Annotated in this window: 7 protein-coding genes; 5 read left to right on the top strand and 2 right to left on the bottom strand. The window is 69.5% G+C overall.

What is annotated here, in order from left to right:
• Positions 1-467 precede the first annotated feature (467 nt).
• Positions 468-14,201, top strand: coding sequence for a non-ribosomal peptide synthetase (locus tag NVV99_RS01775; RefSeq protein WP_024100841.1), 13,734 nt, complete (start codon positions 468-470; stop codon positions 14,199-14,201).
• On the opposite strand, the gene NVV99_RS01770 is transcribed toward NVV99_RS01775, so the two are convergent.
• Entirely contained in the window at positions 14,180-14,851 is a 672-nt protein-coding gene (locus NVV99_RS01770) for a TVP38/TMEM64 family protein (RefSeq protein ID WP_024100842.1), read from the bottom strand. The genes NVV99_RS01775 and NVV99_RS01770 overlap by 22 nt on opposite strands.
• Before the next feature lie 278 nt (positions 14,852-15,129).
• Between NVV99_RS01770 and NVV99_RS01765 the strand changes: the two genes are divergently transcribed.
• From NVV99_RS01765 to NVV99_RS01750, 4 genes are all read left to right on the top strand, one after another.
• Entirely contained in the window at positions 15,130-16,995 is a 1,866-nt protein-coding gene (locus tag NVV99_RS01765; protein ID WP_024100843.1) for a methylmalonyl-CoA mutase family protein, read from the top strand.
• Positions 16,996-19,242: a methylmalonyl-CoA mutase gene (gene scpA / locus NVV99_RS01760; protein ID WP_006551538.1), complete on the top strand. Its 2,247-nt coding sequence runs from the start codon at positions 16,996-16,998 to the stop codon at positions 19,240-19,242.
• A gap of 7 nt (positions 19,243-19,249) precedes the next feature.
• Complete coding sequence (gene meaB, locus NVV99_RS01755) at positions 19,250-20,299, top strand: methylmalonyl Co-A mutase-associated GTPase MeaB (protein WP_019289316.1); 1,050 nt, start codon at positions 19,250-19,252, stop codon at positions 20,297-20,299.
• Positions 20,300-20,425: 126 nt separating this feature from the next.
• Positions 20,426-20,770, top strand: coding sequence for a lysoplasmalogenase family protein (locus tag NVV99_RS01750; RefSeq protein ID WP_024100845.1), 345 nt, complete (start codon positions 20,426-20,428; stop codon positions 20,768-20,770).
• Between the two features lie 164 nt (positions 20,771-20,934).
• Here the strand turns inward: NVV99_RS01750 and NVV99_RS01745 are convergent, their stop codons facing one another.
• Complete coding sequence (locus tag NVV99_RS01745) at positions 20,935-21,192, bottom strand: hypothetical protein (RefSeq protein ID WP_024100846.1); 258 nt, start codon at positions 21,190-21,192, stop codon at positions 20,935-20,937.
• Between the last annotated feature and the right edge of the window lie 268 nt (positions 21,193-21,460).

The raw sequence follows: 21,460 nt of genomic DNA, 5'->3' as shown, positions 1-21,460 counted from the left end.
GAAATTGTTGCAGTGCAACATAATCGACTGCACCGGTCCGGCCTCGTGCATCGTCCGCTCTCGTGGATTCAGTACTCGTGCGACCGTCGGGCCGGGCGTGAATTCCCCTTCGTCCGGAGTTTACCGAGAGTTTTGCATTCTAAGTTTGTAAAACGAGCATAGCGCGGACGGAAGGTTTCTATCTATCCCATCAAACAAACCCAAGGTTTATGGTGTCAAAATGCCGAATGTCGGGATGTGCGAGCGTCGTCCTCTGCGAGATGTCCTGGTCGCATCTCGATCTCGTTCTACTGCACGGCATTGCAGCAACCCCGTCCCCGTCCTACGCTGACGCATACATTCTCGAAGCGGCGTGCAGACTCGGTCGTTCCCGCTCGCGAGCTGTGCACGATGCTCGAGGGCATCCGGCTCGACGAGGCGCTCCCGTTCGCCGCTGCCGCTGCACACATCCTCGTGAAGGGGGCGCTGTGGCCACTCCCGTCGTAGGCACCGCGCAGAACTCCGACGACGCGCGCGCGGGTGCGTTTCCGCTGACTCCGGCCCAGTACGGTATCTGGCTCGCCCAGCAACTCGTACCCGAAGTCCCTTTCGTCATTGCCCAATACGTGGAGTTCCGTGGAGAACTCGATCTCGAGTTGCTGAAGTGGGCGTCGACGACCGCCGGTCGGGAGTTCGAGACCGTCCTCCTGCGCCTCGTCGACGTGGACGGCCGTCCGTACCAGGTCGTCGACCGGGACCTCGATGTACCCACCGAGGTCGTCGACCTCCGTGACGAATCCGATCCGCGGGGGGTGGCCGAGGAGTGGCTCCGGCGGGATGTGGAAGCACCCGTCGACCTGATGGCAGACCGGTTGTGCCGCATAGTGGTTCTGCGCACAGGTGATGCCAGTTACCTCGTGTACGTCAAAGCCCATCACATCGCGCTCGACGGGTTCGGAGCGATGATCATCGTTCGCAGGGGAGCCGAACTCTATTCCAGGGCACTCGCCTCCCGGAGTTCCGGCCAGGACGGGGCCCCGCCGGACAAGCCGCCGGCGGATCTGCGGACGTTGTACGAGAAGGACCGGCAGTATCGCGCGTCGAACCGATTCGTCGCGGACCGTGAGTACTGGAGCGAGCGGATCCGCGACCTGCCCCATGTCGACACCACCGAGGTGCCCCCGGCGGTCCGGACCATCACGGCGGAGACGGATCTGTCGGACACTGCGGACGTCTACCTGTCGGGGTCCCCGCCGACGCGGGACGCCTCCTCGGCCGCAGTGGTACTCGCGGCCGCCGCCTGTTTCTTCTCGCGGCGGTCGGGACGGTACGACGTGCTCGTGAACATCCCGGTGTCGGCGCGGACGACGGCCGAGCTGCGACGCTCCGCCGGAATGCTCGTCAACGTGGTTCCCCTGCGGATCCGGGTGGATCCGAGCGAACCCGTCGAGGATCTCGTCCGGCGGATGCAGGTCGAGCTCGTCGGAGCCCTCCGACACCAGGCGTGCGGACTCGACGACATCCGCCGGGCGACATCCGAACCGGTGTCCCGCTTCTCGGTCCCCCTGGTCAACGTCATGCTGTTCGATCAGCAACCCGTACTGGGCGACATCGTGGGAACACCACATGTCCTGTCGCGCGGGCCCGTCGGGGACCGGCTGATCACCGTCCACCGCCGCAGTGTGCCGGTCGGCACCGTGATCGAATTCCGGGCGAATCCGAACCGATACGAGGAGAACGAGATACAGGCGCAGTGCATCTGTTTCACCGAGATCCTCGAGCAGTTCGTCGCAGCCGACCCTCGAACGCCGGTCGGTTCGATCCACCCGCCGAGCGCCGGAGCGGCCGCACCTCGTTACCGGCGGAACACCGTGCTCGATCACTGGCGGCACCTTCTGGCCGGTGCACCTACCCCGCCCGCCCTGTCACCGTCCACGCAGGCACCTGCCGGTGGACGGGCGGGCAACGCGGGATCTGCTTCGGCGTGGGCGCAGTTCGTCCATCCCCTCGGCATCGGACCGGGTCGAGCGAGCGCCGAATGTGCCGACGATCGTGTCCCGATCCTGCAGGCTGCCACCGCGATCCTCGTCGCCAGGTCGAGTGGTACCGACGACGTCGTCCTCGGTGTCCCTGCCCCGGCCGGTACCGCTCCTGCTCGCACGGTCCTGCCCCTACGCACCCGGGTGCGCCTCGACGAGCCGTTCCGAGATCTCCTCGAGGACATCTCCCGGGGGACTCGGGACGCTCTCGCACACGCCGACATACCTGCCGCGACACTGCTCGACGCGCTGGCGCCGACACGGAACGGATCGCGCGCCCCACTCTTCCGCGTCACCGTCGAAGGACGGGGCGATGCGGACAGGGAGGTGGAGAACGCCGTCCTCGGCGACGTCGGCCTGCGTATCGATCTGGAGCGTCCGCGATCCGGCGACGGTGCCGGGCGCGAGTCGACGTCCACGGACGTGCTCCGCATCCGATACGCCACGGACGTCTACACCGCGCCGACCGTCGAGCGCATCGCCCGCCGACTGGAACGTATCCTCCTGACGGTCGAAGAGGATCCGGAGATACGGGTCGGCGACATCGATCTGCTCGACGGAGCCGAACGGACCGCACTCGCTCCCGTGACGGGTCCGCCGCCGGTGACCGAACGTCTGCTGCCGGAAATCCTCACCGACGCTGCACTCCGCACCCCCGCGGCCACCGCAGTGTCGTGCGGCGAGACCCGGATCGACTACCGGGAACTCGACGAACGATCGAATCGGCTGGCCCGCATGCTCGCCGAGCGCGGCGCAGGACCGGAACGTTTCGTCGCGATCGGCATGGCCCGGTCCGTCGACTCGATCGTCTCGATCTGGGCCGTGGCGAAGACGGGCGCGGCCTTCGTCCCGGTGGACCCCGCCTATCCGCCCGCCCGGATCGAGTACATGCTGCGCGACTGCGACGCCGTGCTCGGACTCACCACAACCAGCGAACGGCCGCTGCTTCCGGGCACCGTGCCGTGGACGGCGGTCGACGATCCGGACGTGGTCGCGGAGACGACGCGATACGCCGCGTCTCGGGTGACCGACGCGGACCGGTGCGCGCCCGCGCGTTCGGATCAACCCGCCTACCTCATCTACACCTCCGGATCGACGGGACAGCCGAAAGGCGTGGTCGTCACCCATCGGGGCCTGTCGAACCTCGTCGCGCACACCCGCACGCTCGCCGACCACGACGCGCGGGTCTGGCACGGAACATCCCCGAGCTTCGATCTGGCGGTACTGGAGGTACTCGTCGCGTTCGGTTCCGCTGCGCACCTCGTGATCGGTCCGCCCGAGGCGTCCGCCGGGGACGACCTCGCACAGGCGTTGCGCGCCGAGCGGATCACCCACTTCTGCACCACTCCCGCGGTCCTCGCGACGATCGATCCGGCGGTCCCCGACAACCTGTCGTTCGTGAGCGTCGGCGGTGAGGACTGCCCGGGCTGGCTCGTGGAGCGATGGGCTGCGGGCCGTCGCATGGTCAACGGGTACGGACCGAGCGAGATCACCGTGCAGATGGCGTCGGAGGACCTCGCGCCCGGCAGGCCGGTCACCGCAGGCACGCTCGGGCCCGGATTCCGGGCGGTCGTGCTCGACGCACGCCTGAATCCGGTGCCGCCCGGGGTGATCGGCGAGCTGTATCCGGCAGGACCTGCCCTGGCGCGGGGATACCACCGGCGACCGGGGACGACGGCGACGCGGTTCGTCGCCGACCCGTTCGGGCCGTCGGGGTCGAGAATGTACCGCACCGGCGATCTCGTGCGGTGGTCGACGAGCGACGACAGCGCAGAGAACGACAGCGCAGCGGCCACCTCGGGTCTGCGGCTGATCTACGCGGGGCGCGCCGACCTGCAGGTCAAGGTGCGGGGGCGGCGCATCGAACTCGGCGAAGTGGAAGCAGCACTGCTCCGCCACCCCGACGTCGAGCAGGCCGCGGCGGTGGTCCGGCGCGAGACCGGATCCGACCGGGTCGTGGCGTACGTGGTGCCGCGCACCGGTTCGGTCCCGGATGCCTCGACGATTCGTGATGCGCTCGCGGCGGAACTCCCGGATTTCATGGTCCCGGCTGCGGTGGTGCCGCTGGCAACTATGCCGATCACGGCCAACGGCAAGCTGGACCGTGCCGCGCTGCCGGCCCCGGACCGCCGGGGCGTACTCCATCGTCCTCCGCGCACGGGGCTGGAACGGACTCTCACGGGGGTCTTCGCGGACGTTCTGCATCTGTCCCCGGATCGGCTCGGCGTCGACGACAACTTCTTCGAACTCGGAGGCGATTCCCTGTCGGCGACCGGCGTCGTGGCGGGGATCCGGTCCGCACTGCACGTCGAAGCACCCATCAGGATGCTCTTCGAAGCACCGACGATCGCCGAGCTGGCACCGCGCCTCGCGGAGTGCGGTGTCGCCCGGACGCCGTTGACACCCCGACGCCGGCCGGACCGGATCCCGTTGTCCTACGCGCAGTCCCGGTTGTGGTTCATCCACCGTTACGAAGGTCCGTCACCGACCTACAACATCCCCATGGCGGCACGCCTGACCGGACGGGTGGACATCGACGCGATGAGGGCGGCGTTCGCCGATGTCGTGGCACGCCACGAGTCCCTGCGCACGGTCTTCGAGGAATCCGACGGAGTCGCCTTCCAGCGCATCCTGCCGGTCGAGCGGACCTCATTGTCGCTGCCTGTGCAGGCAGTGACCGCCGACGAGGAGCACGCGACCGTGCGCGCCGAGGCGCGGCGGCCCTTCGACCTGTCCACCGACATTCCGGTGCGGGCCACACTGCTGCGGACCGGTTCCGACGACCACGTGCTGGTGCTCGTGCTGCACCACATCGCCGGCGACGGCGCGTCGATGGTGCCGCTGGTGCGCGACATGATGCTGGCATACGCGGCCCGGTCGGCGGGGACCGAACCACGGTGGGATCCATTGCCGGTGCAGTACGCCGACTACACCCTGTGGCAACGGGACGTGCTGGGGGACGAGGACGAGACGGGAAGCATCCTGCACGGGCAGTTCTCCTACTGGCGAGAAGAACTCGCCGAGGTCCCGGAATGCCTTTCTCTTCCGCTCGACCGTCCCCGCCCCGCGGTGCAGTCCTTCCGCGGTGGCCGGGTGGAGTTCACGATCCCCGCGGAGCTGCGCCTCGCGGCGGACGACCTGGCTGCCGAGCACGGGGCCACCGCGTCGATGGTCTTCCAGTCGGCACTCGTGGTGCTCCTGCACAAGCTCGGTGCGGGAGACGACATCACGATCGGTGGTCCGGTGGCCGGGCGGACCGATGAGGCTCTCGCCGATCTCGTCGGATTCTTCGTCAACACCTGGGTGCTGCGCGTGGACGGCATCACCGGACGATGGACGCTCGCCGATGTCCTCGACCGCGTGCGGGCCAAGGCGCTGGCCGCCTACGAGAACCAGGACGCGCCCTTCGAACGGTTGGTGGAACTGCTCGCCCCGGCGCGCTCGACCGCCCATCACCCGCTGTTCCAGGTCGCATTCGCATTGCAGAACAACCCGCTGCCGAGCCTGGACCATCCGGACATCCACGTCGAGATGCTGCCCGTCGCGACCGACATCGCGCGGTTCGACCTGTACATCAGCGTGTCGGAACGCGCGTCCGCCGAGGACGGCGGGCTGCTCGGCAGCATCGAATACGCGAGCGATCTGTTCGAGCGCGACACCGTCGAACGATTCGCGGACCGGTATCTCCGTGTCCTCGACTCCCTCGTGGGATCGCCGCACCGACGGGTCGACGCTGTCGACCTGCTCGATCGATCGGAGCGCGACCTGCTCCTCGACGCGTGGAACGGCCCGGCTGCCACCACCGATGACCGGACGGTTCCGGCCGTGCTCGCCGAACGGGTCGCGGCGACACCGGACGCACCGGCGCTGACCAGCGTCGCCGGCCGATGGACCTACCGCGACCTCGATGCCCGGGCCAACCGGCTGGCTCGTCTGCTTGTCGAGTTGGGTGTGGGGCCCGAGTCCGTGGTGGTCGTCGCCCTGGATCGGTCCCCGGCACTGGTCGTCGCTCTTCTCGCGGTGTCGGCGGCGGGTGGCGCCTATCTGCCGTTGGACCCCGCCTATCCGAGCGAACGCACCGCCTTCGTCCTCGCCGACGCCGCGCCCCGCGTGCTGGTCACCGACAGTCGGTTCACCTCACATGCGACCCCCGCCGTCGTCGTGGTCGTCGACGAGGCGGGCCGCCCGACGTCCCACGCCCTGCCCGACGATGCGCGACCGCTCACCGACTTCGACAGGATCGCGCTGCTGCACCCGTCGAACACCGCGTACACGATCTACACGTCCGGTTCCACGGGTGTCCCGAAGGGCGTGGCCGTCACGCATCGGAATCTCGTGCACCTCGTCGAGCACGGATGGACCGGTTCGCGACCGCGACACCGGATGTCGCTGGTGTCCTCACCGGGTTTCGACGCGTCGGTGTACGAGATCTGGCCCGCCCTGATCGGCGGTACCGAACTGGTGCTCGCGCCACCCGGTCTGCTCGATCCGTCGACGGTCGCGCGGATGATCTCCGAACACGGTGTGACGACGATGTTCGTCCCGACACCGCTGTTCCACGCCCTCGCCGACCCCGCCGTCGTTCCGGAGCGGGTGTGGGACGGTGTGGACCAGGTGGTCACGGCCGGTGACGTGCTGTCCCCGGAGGTCGCACGCCGCTTTCACGAATCGCATCCCTCGACGTTGCTCGTCAACGCGTACGGACCGACGGAAACGACGGTGTGCGCGACGATGTACCTCGTCGAGGACGCGTTCGCCCGAGGAGACCGCGCGTCGGTCCCGATCGGCACGCCGATCCCGGGAGTGGCGGTCCTCGTCCTCGACGCCGGACTGCTGCCGGTGCCTCCCGGTGTCCCCGGCGAGTTGTACATCGCCGGGGACGGGGTCTCCCGCGGATATCCCGGTCGTCCGGCCACGACCGCGGCACGATTCGTGGCATCTCCGTTCGGCGGGCCCGGGGAGCGGATGTACCGCACCGGCGACGTCGTGCGGTGGATCCGCTCGACGAGCGATGCCGAGGGCCCGGGTGGGCACCTGGAATTTGTGGGCCGCTGCGACGATCAGGTCAAGGTCCGCGGCTTCCGGGTCGAACCCGGTGAGATCGAAGCGGTCCTGGGTGCGCATCCGGCGGTGGCCCGCGCCGCCGTGGTCGTGCGGGAGACTCCGGGCCACCACGAGACCGGACGACTGGTCGCGTATGTGGTGCTCGACCGGGAACAGACACTGCTCGCCGACCCGACCCACGCGACCGGCACCGTCGAGCGGTGGAGGGCACTGTACGACGACGTGTACTCCGCGCCGCCGCCCGAGGACAGCGGCGACACCGGCGCCTTCGCGGGTTGGAACGCCACCGACACCGGGCAGCCCATCCCGGTCGAGCAGATGCGGGACTGGCGCGACGCCGCAGTGCGGGCCGTCCGGCGGCTCCGGCCCCGGCGTCTGCTCGAGATCGGCGTGGGCTCCGGTCTCCTGCTCCGAGAACTGGCCCCCGACTGTGCCGAGTACTGGGGCACGGACTTCTCGGCCCCGACGCTCGAGACGCTGCACTCCGCCGTGCGATCGCAGCCGTGGGCCGATCGGGTGACGTTGAGGACGCAACCGGCGCACGCGACCGAGGGGTTGCCCCAGCGGTACTTCGACACCGTCGTGCTCAATTCTGTGATCCAGTACTTCCCGGATGCGGCGTATCTGCTCGAGGTGCTCCGGAAGATCCTGCCGCTGCTCGCACCCGGCGGATCGATCCATCTCGGCGATGTCCGGAACCTGGCGCTGCTGCCGCATTTCGCCGCCGCTGTGGAACTCGCCCGTGCCGACGGCACCGAGACCGCGGACACGATCCGCGAACGCGTCCGCCGTGCCGCGCTCTCCGAACGGGAACTGCTGCTCGCCCCCGAGTTCTTCACCGGTCTGCTCCGTCGTCTGCCCGGTGTCACCGGGGTCGACATCGAACTCGGCCGGATGCGGACGGCCAACGAACTCGGCCTGTACCGCTACAGCGTGGTGCTGCACACCGGTACCGGACCCAGGTCGCTCGCCGATGTTCCGTGCCGGACCTGGGCGGGATTCGGAACACTCGCCGCGTTCGCCGACCGGCTACGGACCGACCGTCCCGACGCCCTGCGCGTGACCGGCGTACCGCACACCGCCCTGCAGTCCGTGATCGCCGCGACGACCTCCCTCGATGCGATGCCCGGCCACACGCTCGTACCAAAACCGGACCTCCGGCCACGATCGGACGGCATCGGTCCTGCGGACTTCGATCTGCTCGGCGCCGAACTCGGCTACCGGGTCGCCGTGACGTGGTCGCAGGAACCGGGATCGATGGAGGTGATCGTCTTCCGCGACGACCCGGACGACAAGGCCGATGCAGCGCTGACCGATGTGTACCGTCCGGCCGATGACATCGGCAGCCTCGCCCGCTATGTCAACGACCCCGCCGCAGAGGAGCGACTCGACGACGTCCGTCGCTTCGTCCGAGAGCGGTTGCCCGACTACATGGTTCCGGCCGCGTTCGTCCACATGGCCGACCTGCCGGTGACGGTGCACGGCAAACTCGACCGCCGCGCGCTGCCGGCCCCGGAGGTCGCGACGCGGAGCGACAGCTACATCGCACCGACCACCGACACCGAACGGGCCCTCGCTCGGGTGTTCGCCGACGTGCTCGGCGTCGACCGGGTGGGAACACAGGATTCGTTCTTCGCTCTCGGCGGCGATTCGATCATGTCGATCCAGCTGGTCGCGCGGGCCAAAGCTGAGGGACTGGTGCTCTCGCCCCGAGATATGTTCGAACACAAGACCGTTGTAGCGCTCGCCGCGGCGGTCACCCTGGCCGGACGGGCCGAGATGACGCTCGAGGAACTGCCGGGTGGTGGCGTCGGCGACGTTCCGCTCACCCCGATACTGCGGTGGCTGGTCGGGCACGGCCGAACGTATCCGGGCTTCTGCCAATCGGTGTCGGTTCCGCTGCCGGATCGACTCCGCGAGGCCGACCTTCTCGCGGCCCTGCAGGCGGTCGTGGATCGGCATGACATGCTGCGGGCGCGGCTCCACGCGGAGCCCGGAACGCCTGACGCGCTGCATCTCGAGACACGGCCCATCGGATCCGTCTCGGCGTCGTCGATCCTGCGTCACGTCCGGGTCGACGACCTCACGGGGCCCGAATTCACCGCGATCGCCGCCGCCGAGCACGCTGCCGCGACCGGACGGTTGGATCCCGGCAGGGGAGTGATGTTGCAGGCGGTGCGATTCGAGGCGGGACCCGCGTCGCGGCTGTTGCTCGTGGCACATCATGCCGTGATCGACGGTGTCTCCTGGCGGATCCTGCTGGGCGACCTCGCTGCTGCGGCGGCTCGACTCGAACACGGACTCGACCCGGATCCCGCACCGACGGGCACCTCGATGCGCCGCTGGGCGCACGGTCTCGTCGAGGTCACCCGCCGCGGCACGCGCGCGGGCGAACTGCCGTTCTGGATCTCGACCCTGTCGGGTCCGGATCCGCTGCTCGGTAGCAGAGAGCTGGACCCCGCGGTCGACGTCGGGGCCACCGTCGACACCGTCACCGTCGAGGTTCCCGCTCCCGCGACCACCGCGCTGCTGAGCGTCCTCCCGGTGGCCTTCCACGGGAGCATCGTGGACGGTCTCCTCGCAGCCCTGGCCGGAGCCGTCGTCGCGCAGCGCGCCGAGCGCGGGATCGACCTCGCTCGGGTGCTCGTGGCGTTGGAAGGGCACGGCCGGGAGGAGCAGGTCGTGCCGGGAGCCGATCTGTCCCGGACGGTCGGATGGTTCACCGCGGCCTATCCGGTGCGACTGGACCTGACCGGTATCGACGTGGAGGCCGTGGAACGCGGCGGCACCGCAGCGGGAACCGCGATCAAGACCGTCAAGGAACACCTGCGTGCCGTTCCCGACCACGGGATCGGATACGGGATGCTGCGGTATCTCGACGACGAGGGCCGCGCCGCGCTCGAACCCCTGCCGGCACCCCGGCTCGCCTTCAACTTCCACGGCCGGAGCACGCTGCCGGACGCCGTCACGGACATCGACCTGGGCGGTGGCCTCGATCCCGCTCAGCCGGTACCGGCGGTGATCTCCGTCAACGCCATGGTCGTCGACACCGCTGACGGTCCGGTGCTGCGCGCGGATCTCGCCTATGCGACCGGGGTCATCGCCCGCCCGGAGGTGTCGGATCTGGCCGAACGGTGGCGACGCATGCTGAGCGGCCTCGCCCGTCACGTCGCCGAACCGGGCGCGGGAGGGCACACCCCGTCGGATCTGCCGCTGGTCCCGTTGAGCCAGGAGCGCCTCGACGAGCTCGAGCGCCGTTATCCCGGCCTCGAGGACGTGTGGCCTCTCACCCCCTTGCAGACCGGCTTCCTGTTCCATGCCCTCCGGAACGATTCGATCGACGCGTACACGGTGCAACTGACCCTGCACCTGGGCGGTGTCGTCGATCCGCGACGCCTCCGGCGGGCGGTGGCCGCCCTGGCGGCGCGGCATCCGAACCTGCGGGTGAACTTCGTCTTCGACGGGGAGTCCCCGCCCGTGCAGGTCGTGCAGGCGTCGGTCGAACTGCCGTTGTGTGAGCGGGATCTGAGCGATCTGGACCCCGAGGATCGTGTGGCGGCACTGGTCCGACTGCAGACCGAGGACCGGACGCAGCGTTTCGACACGGCGCACGGACCGCTGGTGCGCCTGAGCCTGATCAGGATGGGACCGGACGATCACCGGCTGGTGTTCACCAACCACCACATCCTGCTCGACGGTTGGTCGGCGCCGTTGCTGCTGAAGGAACTCCTCGTGCTGTACGGCACCGAGGCGGACACCGGGGTTCTCCCGCCGGTACGTCCCTACCGGGACTACGTGCGGTGGCTCGTGCAGCAGGACCCGGCGCCCGCCCGCGACGCCTGGTCGCGGTACCTGGCCGGTCCGGATCGGCCCACGCTGGTCGCCCCGGACGCCGAGCAGTCCTCCGTGCAGGCCCTGTCCGAGGAGACCACACGGGCGCTCGATCCTGCGGACACCCGGCGCCTGGAGGCCTTCGTCCGGGGCCGCGGACTCACCGTCGGCACGGTGGTGCAGGTCGCGTGGGGGATCGTGCTGGCGAAGCTCACCTCGCAGCGCGACGTCGTGTTCGGATCGACCGTCTCCGGGCGGCCCGCGGAGGTCGACGGGGTCGAGGAGATGATCGGCCTGTTCGTCAACACGGTTCCCGTGCGGGTCCGGCTCGACCCGTACGAGACGCTCGCCGTGCTCGTCGAGCGAATCCGTGCCGAGCAGACCGCGCTGCTCGACCGGCATCACCTCGGCCTCACCGAGATCCAGCAGGTCGCCGGACCTGCCGCCGGGTTCGACACCCTGACGGTGTTCGAGTCGTATCCGGTCGACCGTGCGGCTCTGTCCGACGCGGTCGACATCGCGGGCATGCAGGTGCGCGAGGTCACCGGACACGATTCCGGCCACTATCCGCTGACCCTCATCGCACACGTCGACGACGCGCTGCAGCTGCGACTGAGTTACCGTCCGGACCTGTTCGACGGGGCCGCGGCCGACGCGATCGTGTCGCAGGTCGCCCAGGTCCTCGAGGCCGTCGTCGACCGGCCGGAGGTGCCGCTCGGCCGCCTCCGCCTGTTCGGGGACGAGGTGCCGGTCGTGTCCGCTCCCGGCACCGCCCCTTCACGGATGTGGACGGAGATCCTCGACGACTGGATGTCACGGTCCCCGGAGTCCGTCGCCGTCGTCGATGCGGGCAGGCAGTGGACCTACGCGGAGCTGGACGAGCGGGTCGAGCGGCTCGCACATCTGCTCGTCTCCCGCGGAGCAGTACCGGAGACCACCATCGTGGTGGCGATCCGGCGATCGTTCCTGCGGGTCGTCGCGATGCTCGCCGTCGTCCGCGCCGGTGCCGTCTACGTGCCCGCCGACCCCGACCAACCCCGCGACCGCGTCACCGCGATGATCCGGACGGTCACACCGCTCTGCGTGCTCGTCGACGGACCCGAACCGGCGGTGCCCGACGGGGTATCCGTCGTGCCCGTCCGGGACCTCGACCTCGACGGTGCGCCGGCAACGCCGGTGCCGGATATCAACCGCCGCGCGCCGGTGCGCGCCGACAACACGGCGTACGTGATCTTCACGTCCGGATCGACGGGCACGCCGAAGGCGGTGACCGTGACGCATCGCGGTATCGCCGAGCTGGTCGATCGGCTCTCGACGGTCGCCGACCGCGAGTCGCGTGTCGCGCAGGCGATGCTGCCGGTGTTCGATGCCTCGTTGCTGGAGACGATCGTCGCGTTCTCGGCCGGGGCGCGGCTCGTCGTGGTGCCACCCGGTATCGCCGCCGGCGACGACCTCGAGCGTGTGCTCGCCGACGAGGAGATCACGCACCTGTACACCACACCCGCGGTGCTGGCGACGCTGGATCGGGACGCGCTGCCGGCTCTGACCTTCGTGAGCGTCGGTGGCGAGGCGTGCCCGCCGTCCCTGGTGGAGACGTGGGCCCGTAGCCGTCACATGGTCAACGGCTACGGTCCGAGCGAGGCCACGGTGATGTCGAACCTGCTCGATCCGCTCGTCCCCGGCGAGAATCCCACCGTGGGACCGCCGATGCCCGGTTTCGACGAGTACCTGCTGGACTCGTACCTGCAACCCGTCGCCGGCGGCGCGGTGGGGGAGCTGTACCTCGCCGGACCGGGTCTGGCGCGAGGGTATGCGGGACAACCCGGCCTGACCGCGACGCGTTTCGTCGCCGACCCCCTCGGCGCACCGGGGCGCCGGATGTACCGCACGGGGGACCTGATGCGCTGGACCCGCACTGCGGCGGGCGCCGAGCCCGTCTACGTCGGGCGCAGTGACTTCCAGATCCAGCTGCGCGGTCTGCGCATCGAGCTCGAGGAGGTCGAGGCGGCACTGCTCCGGCATCCGGCCGTTGCCCAGGCCGTGGTCGTAGTGCGTGACGACGGTAGCGGCGACCGGCTGGTCGGATATGTGGTGCCCACCGGGACCGTTCCGATCGAGGCGCCCGAGATCCTGCATTTCGCGGCCGCCGGACTGCCGCGGTACATGGTCCCGTCGGTGATCGTCGTGCTACCGGGCCTGCCCGTCACCCCGAGCGGGAAGGTGGACAGGTCGGCGTTACCGGCGGCCGCGCCGGTCGGGGCTTCCTACCGGGCGCCGCGCACACCGACCGAAGGTGCCGTGGCCCGCGCGTTCGCCTCCGTCCTCGAACGCGACCGGATCGGGATCGACGACAACTTCTTCGACCTCGGCGGCAACTCGCTCGCCGCGACCGCCGTGGCATCGAAGCTGCGCAGCGAGCTGGGCCGGGAAGTTCCCCTGTCCCTGGTCTTCCTCGACCCCACACCGGCCGGCCTCGCGGATCGCCTCGACGAGCCGACGGCGACCACTGCTCCGACGACCGGCATGTTCGATGTGCTGATCCCCCTGCGAGGGCACGGTCACCGCCCACCGGTGTTCTGCGTACATCCCGCGATCGGCTTGTCCTGGGTGTACGCGGGACTGCTGCGCCACCTGCCGGATCGGCCGGTGTACGGGCTGCAACTGCCGTACCTCTCGGGCGGACCCCTCGACGCGACGCCCGCCGAACTGGCGCACCACTACGTCGAGGAGATGCGGGCCGTGCAACCGCAAGGTCCCTACACCGTGCTCGGCTGGTCCCAGGGCGGACTGATCGCCCACCACATGGGTGTCGAACTGCGCGCCGCGGGGGAGACCGTCGACCTGGTCGTCCTCGATTACTACCCGCTCGAACGCAAGCGGCGTGCCCACACCCACGCGGAGCTGCTGGCGGGACTGGGCATCGAACTGCCCCACGCGACGCCGGACGAGATGACCTCCGAGCAGCTGCTCGACGCGGTGAACCGCAGTCTCGGGCACGAGACCGGACTGTCCACCGCCGACCTGGAGCGGATCCTCACGGCCTATGCGCACGTCCATCGGGCCGCGCCGACGCTCGACCTGCGATGTTTCGACGGCGACCTGCTGTTCGTCGCCGCGGCGCGATCGCTCGGCACGGACGACGGTGCGTCACCGGCGCTGTGGCGGCCGTGGGTGTCCGGCACGATCACCGAGCACACGATCGACTGCGACCATCTGGAGATGATGACCCCGGCCGCGCTCGCCGTCCTCGGCCCGATTCTGGCCGACTATCTCGTCGCCGGATCCTGATCCGGCTCGACGACGGCGTCGAGCGCCGAACCGGCGGGCTCGGGGAGTCGAGCCTCGAGCAACAGCCCGGCGAGACCGAGCGCGATGCACACCCCGGTGATCACCATCAGCCGCGGATCGGTCTGCCCGGTCAGGGCGTCGCCGAGGAGTACGACCGCCACGGTGCCCGGCAGGATGCCCACGACCGTCGCGAGTGTGTAGGGGACGAGACGGACCGCCGAGACGGCGCAGCAACAGTTCACGACGAAGAACGGGGCGGCGGCGATCAGCCGCAGGGAGCCGACCGCGAGCCATCCGCGGCGTGCCAGCCGCAGATCGATCGCTTTCGCCGCCGGGTGCGTGAGGCGCGATTCCACGGCCTTGCGTCCGACGGCCCGCACGAGCAGGAACGCCAGGACGGCGCTGACCGTGGAGGCGGCGACCGTTACGCCGATACCGACGGCACTGCCGAACAGCACGCCGGCGCTGAGGGTGAACACCGTGCGCGGAATCGGGGCGATCGTGACCAGGGCGTGGACGGTGAAGAACGCCAGGACAATTGCCGGGCCGTGCACCGATTCCGACCACTCCCGGATCTGGGCGATCGTCGGATGCGGCACCACGAGAGCTACGACGACGAGAGCCGCCACCAGGCCCAGGATGCCGAGCACTCTGCGGTCTGCGGCAAGCCTCGTCACGAGCGTCCACACTACCGGCCGGGCGGTCTCTTGCATCCCCGCGAGCAGAGTGACGAAGGCGGCACGATAACGTTCCGATCGAGGACGTCGTTATCGAGCGCTAGAAAAACTGTGGTGATCCCCACAACGATCGCGCGATGTGCGGGGATAGCATCACACCGAAGGCAACCTACCCATTTCGAGGTTGCCCACCTCCGGCCGACAACGCCGTCCGTACAAAGCCTGCAAACCCGCAGTAGGAGGAATCGCCCGTGTCATTAGCTGCAGAAGCCGAGGATGCCGCGCGCGCATATGCGCAGTGGCAGGACGCGGTGGCGGGGGTGCTGGCCAAGTCCCGACGTGTCGACCCGGCCGAACTCGGACCCGAGCCGCAGCGTCTGCTCGAGACCACGACCTACGACGACGTCACCGTCGCGCCGCTGTACGGCGTCCGCGACGAGCGCGACGAAGCGCCGCTGCCCGGTGAGTTCCCGTTCGTCCGCGGCGGCTCGTCCACGCGCGACGTCAACACCGGCTGGCTCGTCGACGTCCGGTTCACCGGCACCGACGCGGCCTCGGTCAACGAGCGCATCCTCGACGCCCTGAACAACGGCGTCAGCTCGGTGTGGCTCGGTCTCGGCGCCGGCGCGGTCCCCGTGGACGCGCTCGACACCGCGCTCAACGGTGTGCTCCTCGACCTCGCGCCGGTCCGTCTCGACGCCGGTGCCGACGCGGTCGCAGCGACCACCGCCGTGTACTCCGTGCTCGACAACCGCACCGATATCGAGGACCGCGCCGCCGTGCGCGTCTTCCTCGGTGCAGCGCCGCTCACCAGCGCGTTCTCCGAGCGTCCCGACGTATCTCTCGACGAGGCCGTCGAACTGGCACGGGCCGCCGCCGACCGCACCGAAGCGGTGCGTGCCCTCACCGTGGACGGCACCGCCTTCCACAACGCCGGTTCGTCCGACGCCGAAGAACTCGGTGCCGCGATCGCCGCCGCCCTCGATTACGTGCGAGCACTCGTCGACGCCGGGGTTCCCGTTGCGGCCGCGCTCGGTCAGCTCGAGTTCCGTCTCGCCGCGACCGACGACCAGTTCCAGACCATCGCCAAGTTCCGCGCGGGTCGTCAGGTGTGGGCGCGCGTCGCCCAGGTCGCCGGTGCCCCCGAGGCCGGCAACGCTCCGCAGCACGCCGTGACCTCCGCGGCGATGATGGCCCAGCGCGATCCGTGGGTGAACATGCTGCGCACGACCCTCGCTGCGTTCGGCGCGGGTGTCGGTGGCGCCGACGCCGTCACGGTCCTGCCGTTCGACTCCGCACTGCCGGCCGGTGTGCTCGAGGTGTCCGAGGCGTTCTCCGCCCGGATCGCCCGCAACACCCAGCTGCTGCTGCTCGAGGAGTCCAACCTCGGGCGCGTTCTCGATCCCGCCGCCGGTTCCTGGTACGTCGAGGAACTGACCGCGCAGATCGCAGAGAAGGCATGGGGCTTCTTCCAGGAGATCGAGGCGGCCGGTGGCTACCGCGCCGCTCTCGAGGCAGGACTGATCGCCGAGCGTGTCGCGCAGACGCGTGCCCGCCGCGAGTCCGACATCGCGCACCGCACGTTCTCGGTGACCGGGGTCAACGAGTTCCCGAACCTGGCCGAGAAGCCGCTGCCGGTCGGTGTCGCCGAGGCCGGCGCGTCCCCCGCGCGGTACGCCGCACCGTTCGAGGCGCTGCGCGACCGCTCGGACACCTACCTGGCCTCGCACGGTGCCCGCCCGCGGGTGCTGCTCGCCCCGCTCGGGCCGATCGCCGAACACAACGTACGGGCGACCTTCGCGACGAACCTGCTCGCCTCCGGTGGCATCGAAGCGGTCAATCCCGGACCGCTCGATCTCGACGCCGACCTGTCGTCCCTGGTGGGCGACACCGGAACGTCCGTCGCCGTGCTGTGCGGCACCGACACCCGCTACGGCGAGCAGGCCGGTACGGCCACCTCTGCGCTGCGTGCGGCGGGGATCACGACGGTGCTGCTGGCCGGACCCGAGAAGGCCGTGAAGGACGCGCAGGGGGACGATCGTCCGGACGGCTTCCTCACCGCGCGCATCGACGCCGTCGCCGCCCTCACCGACCTGCTGAACACTCTGGGAGCGTAAGTGAGCATCGAACACGAAATCGGCAGCTTCGCCGACGTCCCGTTGACGGACCCGGCCGCGCCGGCGCCCACCGCTCCCACCGCGGAGCAGGCCGCCGCGCTCGTCGAGTCCGTCGCCGAGGCGAACAACTACAGCACCGAAGACGTCGTGTGGTCGACGCCCGAGGGCATCGACGTCAAGCCGGTCTACACCAAGGCCGACCGCGACGCCGTCGTCGCCGAGGGCTACCCGCTCGGCAGCTACCCGGGTCTGGCCCCGTTCGTGCGCGGGCCGTACCCGACGATGTACGTGAACCAGCCGTGGACCATCCGGCAGTACGCCGGCTTCTCCACCGCCGCCGAGTCCAACGCCTTCTACCGGCGCAACCTCGCCGCCGGTCAGAAGGGCCTGTCGGTGGCCTTCGACCTGGCCACGCACCGCGGCTACGACTCCGATCACCCGCGTGTACAGGGTGACGTCGGTATGGCCGGTGTCGCGATCGACTCGATCCTCGACATGCGTCAGTTGTTCGACGGCATCGATCTGTCGCAGGTGTCGGTGTCGATGACCATGAACGGCGCGGTGCTGCCGATCCTGGCGCTGTACGTCGTGGCGGCGGAGGAGCAGGGCGTCAAGCCCGAGCAGCTGGCCGGAACCATCCAGAACGACATTCTGAAGGAGTTCATGGTCCGCAACACCTACATCTACCCGCCGAAGCCGTCGATGCGGATCATCTCCGACATTTTCGCGTACACCTCGGCGAAGATGCCGCGCTTCAACTCGATCTCGATCTCCGGCTACCACATCCAGGAAGCCGGCGCGACGGCCGACCTCGAGCTCGCGTACACCCTCGCGGACGGCATGGAGTACATCCGCGCCGGACTCGACGCCGGCATGGACGTCGACAAGTTCGCGCCGCGCCTGTCGTTCTTCTGGGCGATCGGCATGAACTTCTTCATGGAGGTCGCGAAGCTGCGCGCAGGTCGCCTGCTGTGGAGCGAGCTCGTCGAGAAGTTCGGGGCGAAGAACCCGAAGTCGAAATCGCTGCGCACCCACTCGCAGACCTCCGGCTGGTCGCTCACCGCACAGGACGTCTTCAACAACGTCGCCCGCACGTGCGTCGAGGCGATGGCCGCGACCCAGGGCCACACCCAGTCGCTGCACACCAACGCGCTCGACGAGGCGCTGGCACTGCCCACCGACTTCTCGGCGCGCATCGCCCGCAACACCCAGCTGCTGCTGCAGCAGGAGTCGGGCACCACGCGGCCCATCGACCCGTGGGGCGGCTCGCACTACGTCGAGTGGCTCACCCACGAGCTGGCCGACAAGGCCCGCGCCCACATCGCCGAGGTCGAGGCCGCCGGCGGTATGGCGCAGGCGATTTCGGAGGGCATCCCGAAGCTGCGCATCGAGGAGGCGGCCGCCCGCACCCAGGCGCGCATCGACTCCGGTCGTCAGCCCGTCATCGGCGTCAACAAGTACCAGGTGACCGAGGACCACGAGATCGAGGTCCTCAAGGTCGAGAACTCGCGTGTGCGGGCCGAGCAGCTGGCCAAGCTCGAGCAACTGCGCGCCGACCGGGACGAGGAGGCCACCCGCGCCGCCCTCGACGCGCTCACCCGCGCCGCCGGTGCGCAGAGCCAGGGTCTCGACAACAACCTGCTCGCGCTGGCCATCGACGCGGCCCGCGCGAAGGCCACCGTCGGTGAGATCTCGGACGCCCTGGAGAAGGTCTACGGCCGCCACCAGGCCGAGATCCGTACGATCAGCGGCGTGTACCGCGACGAGGCCGGCAAGGCCACCAACATCACCGCCGCAACCGAACTGGTCGAGAAGTTCGCCGAGGAGGAGGGTCGTCGCCCCCGCATCCTCGTCGCGAAGATGGGCCAGGACGGTCACGACCGAGGCCAGAAGGTGATCGCCACGGCCTTCGCCGACCTCGGATTCGACGTCGACGTGGGACCGCTGTTCCAGACCCCCGAAGAGGTCGCCCAGCAGGCGGCCGACAACGACGTGCACGTCGTCGGCGTGTCGTCGTTGGCCGCGGGTCACCTGACGCTGGTCCCTGCCCTCAAGCAGGCGCTGGCCGAGGTGGGTCGCGAGGACATCATGATCGTCGTCGGTGGTGTCATCCCGCCGGGCGACTTCGACGAGCTCTACGCGGCGGGTGCGGCGGCGATCTTCCCGCCCGGCACCGTGATCGCGGATGCGGCGACCGGTCTGCTGACCAAGCTCGCCGCGCAGCTCGGCCACCACCTCGGAGGCTGACGTCGGCATGAGCGACTCCTCGGTCGGCGCCGCGCAGACCCGCCGACGGCAGATCGACGTCGACGCCCTCGCCGAGGCCGTGCTCGCCAACGAGCGGGCCGGCCTCGCGCGGGCCATCACGTTGGTCGAGTCGACCCGCGACGACCATCGGGAGCGGGCGCAGCAGTTGCTGCTGCGCCTGCTTCCCAACGCGGGCAACGCGATTCGTGTCGGTATCACCGGTGTGCCCGGTGTCGGCAAGTCGACCTTCATCGACGCGCTCGGCATGCATCTGCTCGAGCAGGGGCATCGGGTCGCGGTGCTGGCCGTCGACCCGTCGTCGACCCGCACGGGTGGTTCGATCCTCGGCGACAAGACACGGATGGCGCGGCTCGCGGTGCAGCGGGACGCCTACATCCGCCCGTCGCCCTCGGCCGGCACGCTCGGCGGGGTCGCGAAGGCCACCCGCGAGACGATGGTGCTGCTCGAGGCTGCCGGTTTCGACGTGATCCTCGTCGAGACCGTCGGTGTCGGACAGTCCGAGGTGACCGTCGCGAACATGGTCGACACCTTCTGCTTCCTGACCTTGGCCCGCACCGGCGACCAGCTGCAGGGCATCAAGAAGGGCGTGCTCGAACTCGCCGACCTCGTTGCCGTCAACAAGGCCGACGGGGAGTTCGAACGCGACGCGCGGGTCGCCGCCCGCGAACTCGCCGGCGCGATGCGCATGGTGCATCCGCACGACGCGATCTGGAAGCCGCCGGTGATCACCATGAGCGGCATGACCGGCAACGGTCTGGACACCTTCTGGGACACTGTGCTCGAGCACAAGAAAGTGCTCACCGAGGCGGGCATGTTCGACGAGAACCGGCGCCGTCAGCAGGTGGACTGGACGTGGACGATGGTGCACGACCAGCTGTTGCGTCGTCTCGAGACCTCCCCGCGCGTGCGGGCGATCCGCAAGGACGTCGAGGCCGGGGTGCGCGACGGTTCGCTGACCGCCGCACTCGCCGCGCAACGCCTGCTCGACGCCTTCGACGGGGTGCACGACCCCGGAACGTCCGACGAGGACTCCTGATCCCGTGAGCCGCCGCACGATCGCCGTCACCGTTCTCGGTGCGTTCGCGATCGTCGCGGCGGCTCATCTCGTTTTCGGGTTCTCGCGCCCGATTCGGCGTTCACCGACGTTTCGCAGTGGTTCCTCATGCCGCTGCTCGCGCTCGGACTCGTTCTCGTCACGTCCGCACCGCGCGACCGGCTGGTCGTGGGCACGCTTGTGGCACTGGGAGTCTCATTGCTGGGGGACAGCGCACCCGACCTCGTCGACGGTGATGCCGCGTTCCTGGTGCTGGTGGGTCTCGTCCTGTGCGCCCAGCTCACCTACATCGTCGCGTTGCGGCCGCACCGGCGGTCGAGCGTGCTGCGGACCCGCCCATGGGTGGTCGGTCTCTACACCTTCGCAGTGTTCGCCATGGTCGCCGTGTGCGCTTCGGCGGCAGGGATTCTCGTCGTCCCGGTGGCGATCTACGCGTCGTGCGTCGGGGAGTAGTTCGAGACCGCCGGTTTCGAGGTCGCTCGCCGACGGGACGTTGCCGGATCCCGGTGGCAGGACGATCTCCACCGACCGGATCTCGTCGAGGTTGGTGACGCTGTCCGGGGTCTCCCATGCGCAGTAGACGCTGTACTCGTCCACGCCGTTCGAGGAGCGCAGGCTCAGTGCCGCTCGATGTAGGGGGCGACGGCGGGCGCGACATCGTCGCACGAGTCGAAGCGGGCGAGGATGTCGCTGCCGAGGCCGGTCGGTTCGCTGACGGTGTCGGCGTCGAAGGTGGTGGTGTCGGAGGCTGCGGAGTCGGCGTCCGAGGCGGTGTCGGAGGTGGCGTCGTCGCCGGAGGAGCACGCTCCGAGGAGCAGGGCGCCGGCGAGGGTCGCGGATGCGACGGCGTATCGGGGCAGATTCCCACGGCGCATCGTAGCGTCCGTACGAGTTGTATGTGATCTTGGTTCTGCCCGGGCGGTCGAGGGCCGCGACACCGTGCGTTACAGCCCGAGAAGCTGCTTGGCGACCGTCACGGCACTGCGGGATCGAGGACCATCGCGGCATCGCGGCCGCCGACGGTGATCGACACGCAGGCCTGGGGGAGTTCGACGCCGGCCGCGGTGAAGGCGGTGCCGGGCCATGTCGATCGGCATGCTGTGCGCGAATCCGCCGGCCGCTTCGATGGCGGGATCGGGAAGC

Origin of the sequence: Rhodococcus sp. PAE-6 (assembly GCF_025290685.1) — a bacterium.
GTDB lineage: Bacteria > Actinomycetota > Actinomycetes > Mycobacteriales > Mycobacteriaceae > Rhodococcus > Rhodococcus pyridinivorans.
The sequence above is the reverse complement of the archived record's forward strand: the minus strand, read 5'-3'. Positions and strand labels throughout refer to the sequence as shown.

Bases quoted from the DNA above. Each gene is read 5' to 3' on its own strand.
- meaB (WP_019289316.1), top strand. From the start codon at position 19,250: ATGAGCGACTCCTCGGTCGGCGCCGCGCAGACCCGCCGACGGCAGATC.
- NVV99_RS01750 (WP_024100845.1), top strand. From the start codon at position 20,426: ATGCCGCTGCTCGCGCTCGGACTCGTTCTCGTCACGTCCGCACCGCGC.
- NVV99_RS01745 (WP_024100846.1), bottom strand. From the start codon at position 21,192: ATGCGCCGTGGGAATCTGCCCCGATACGCCGTCGCATCCGCGACCCTC.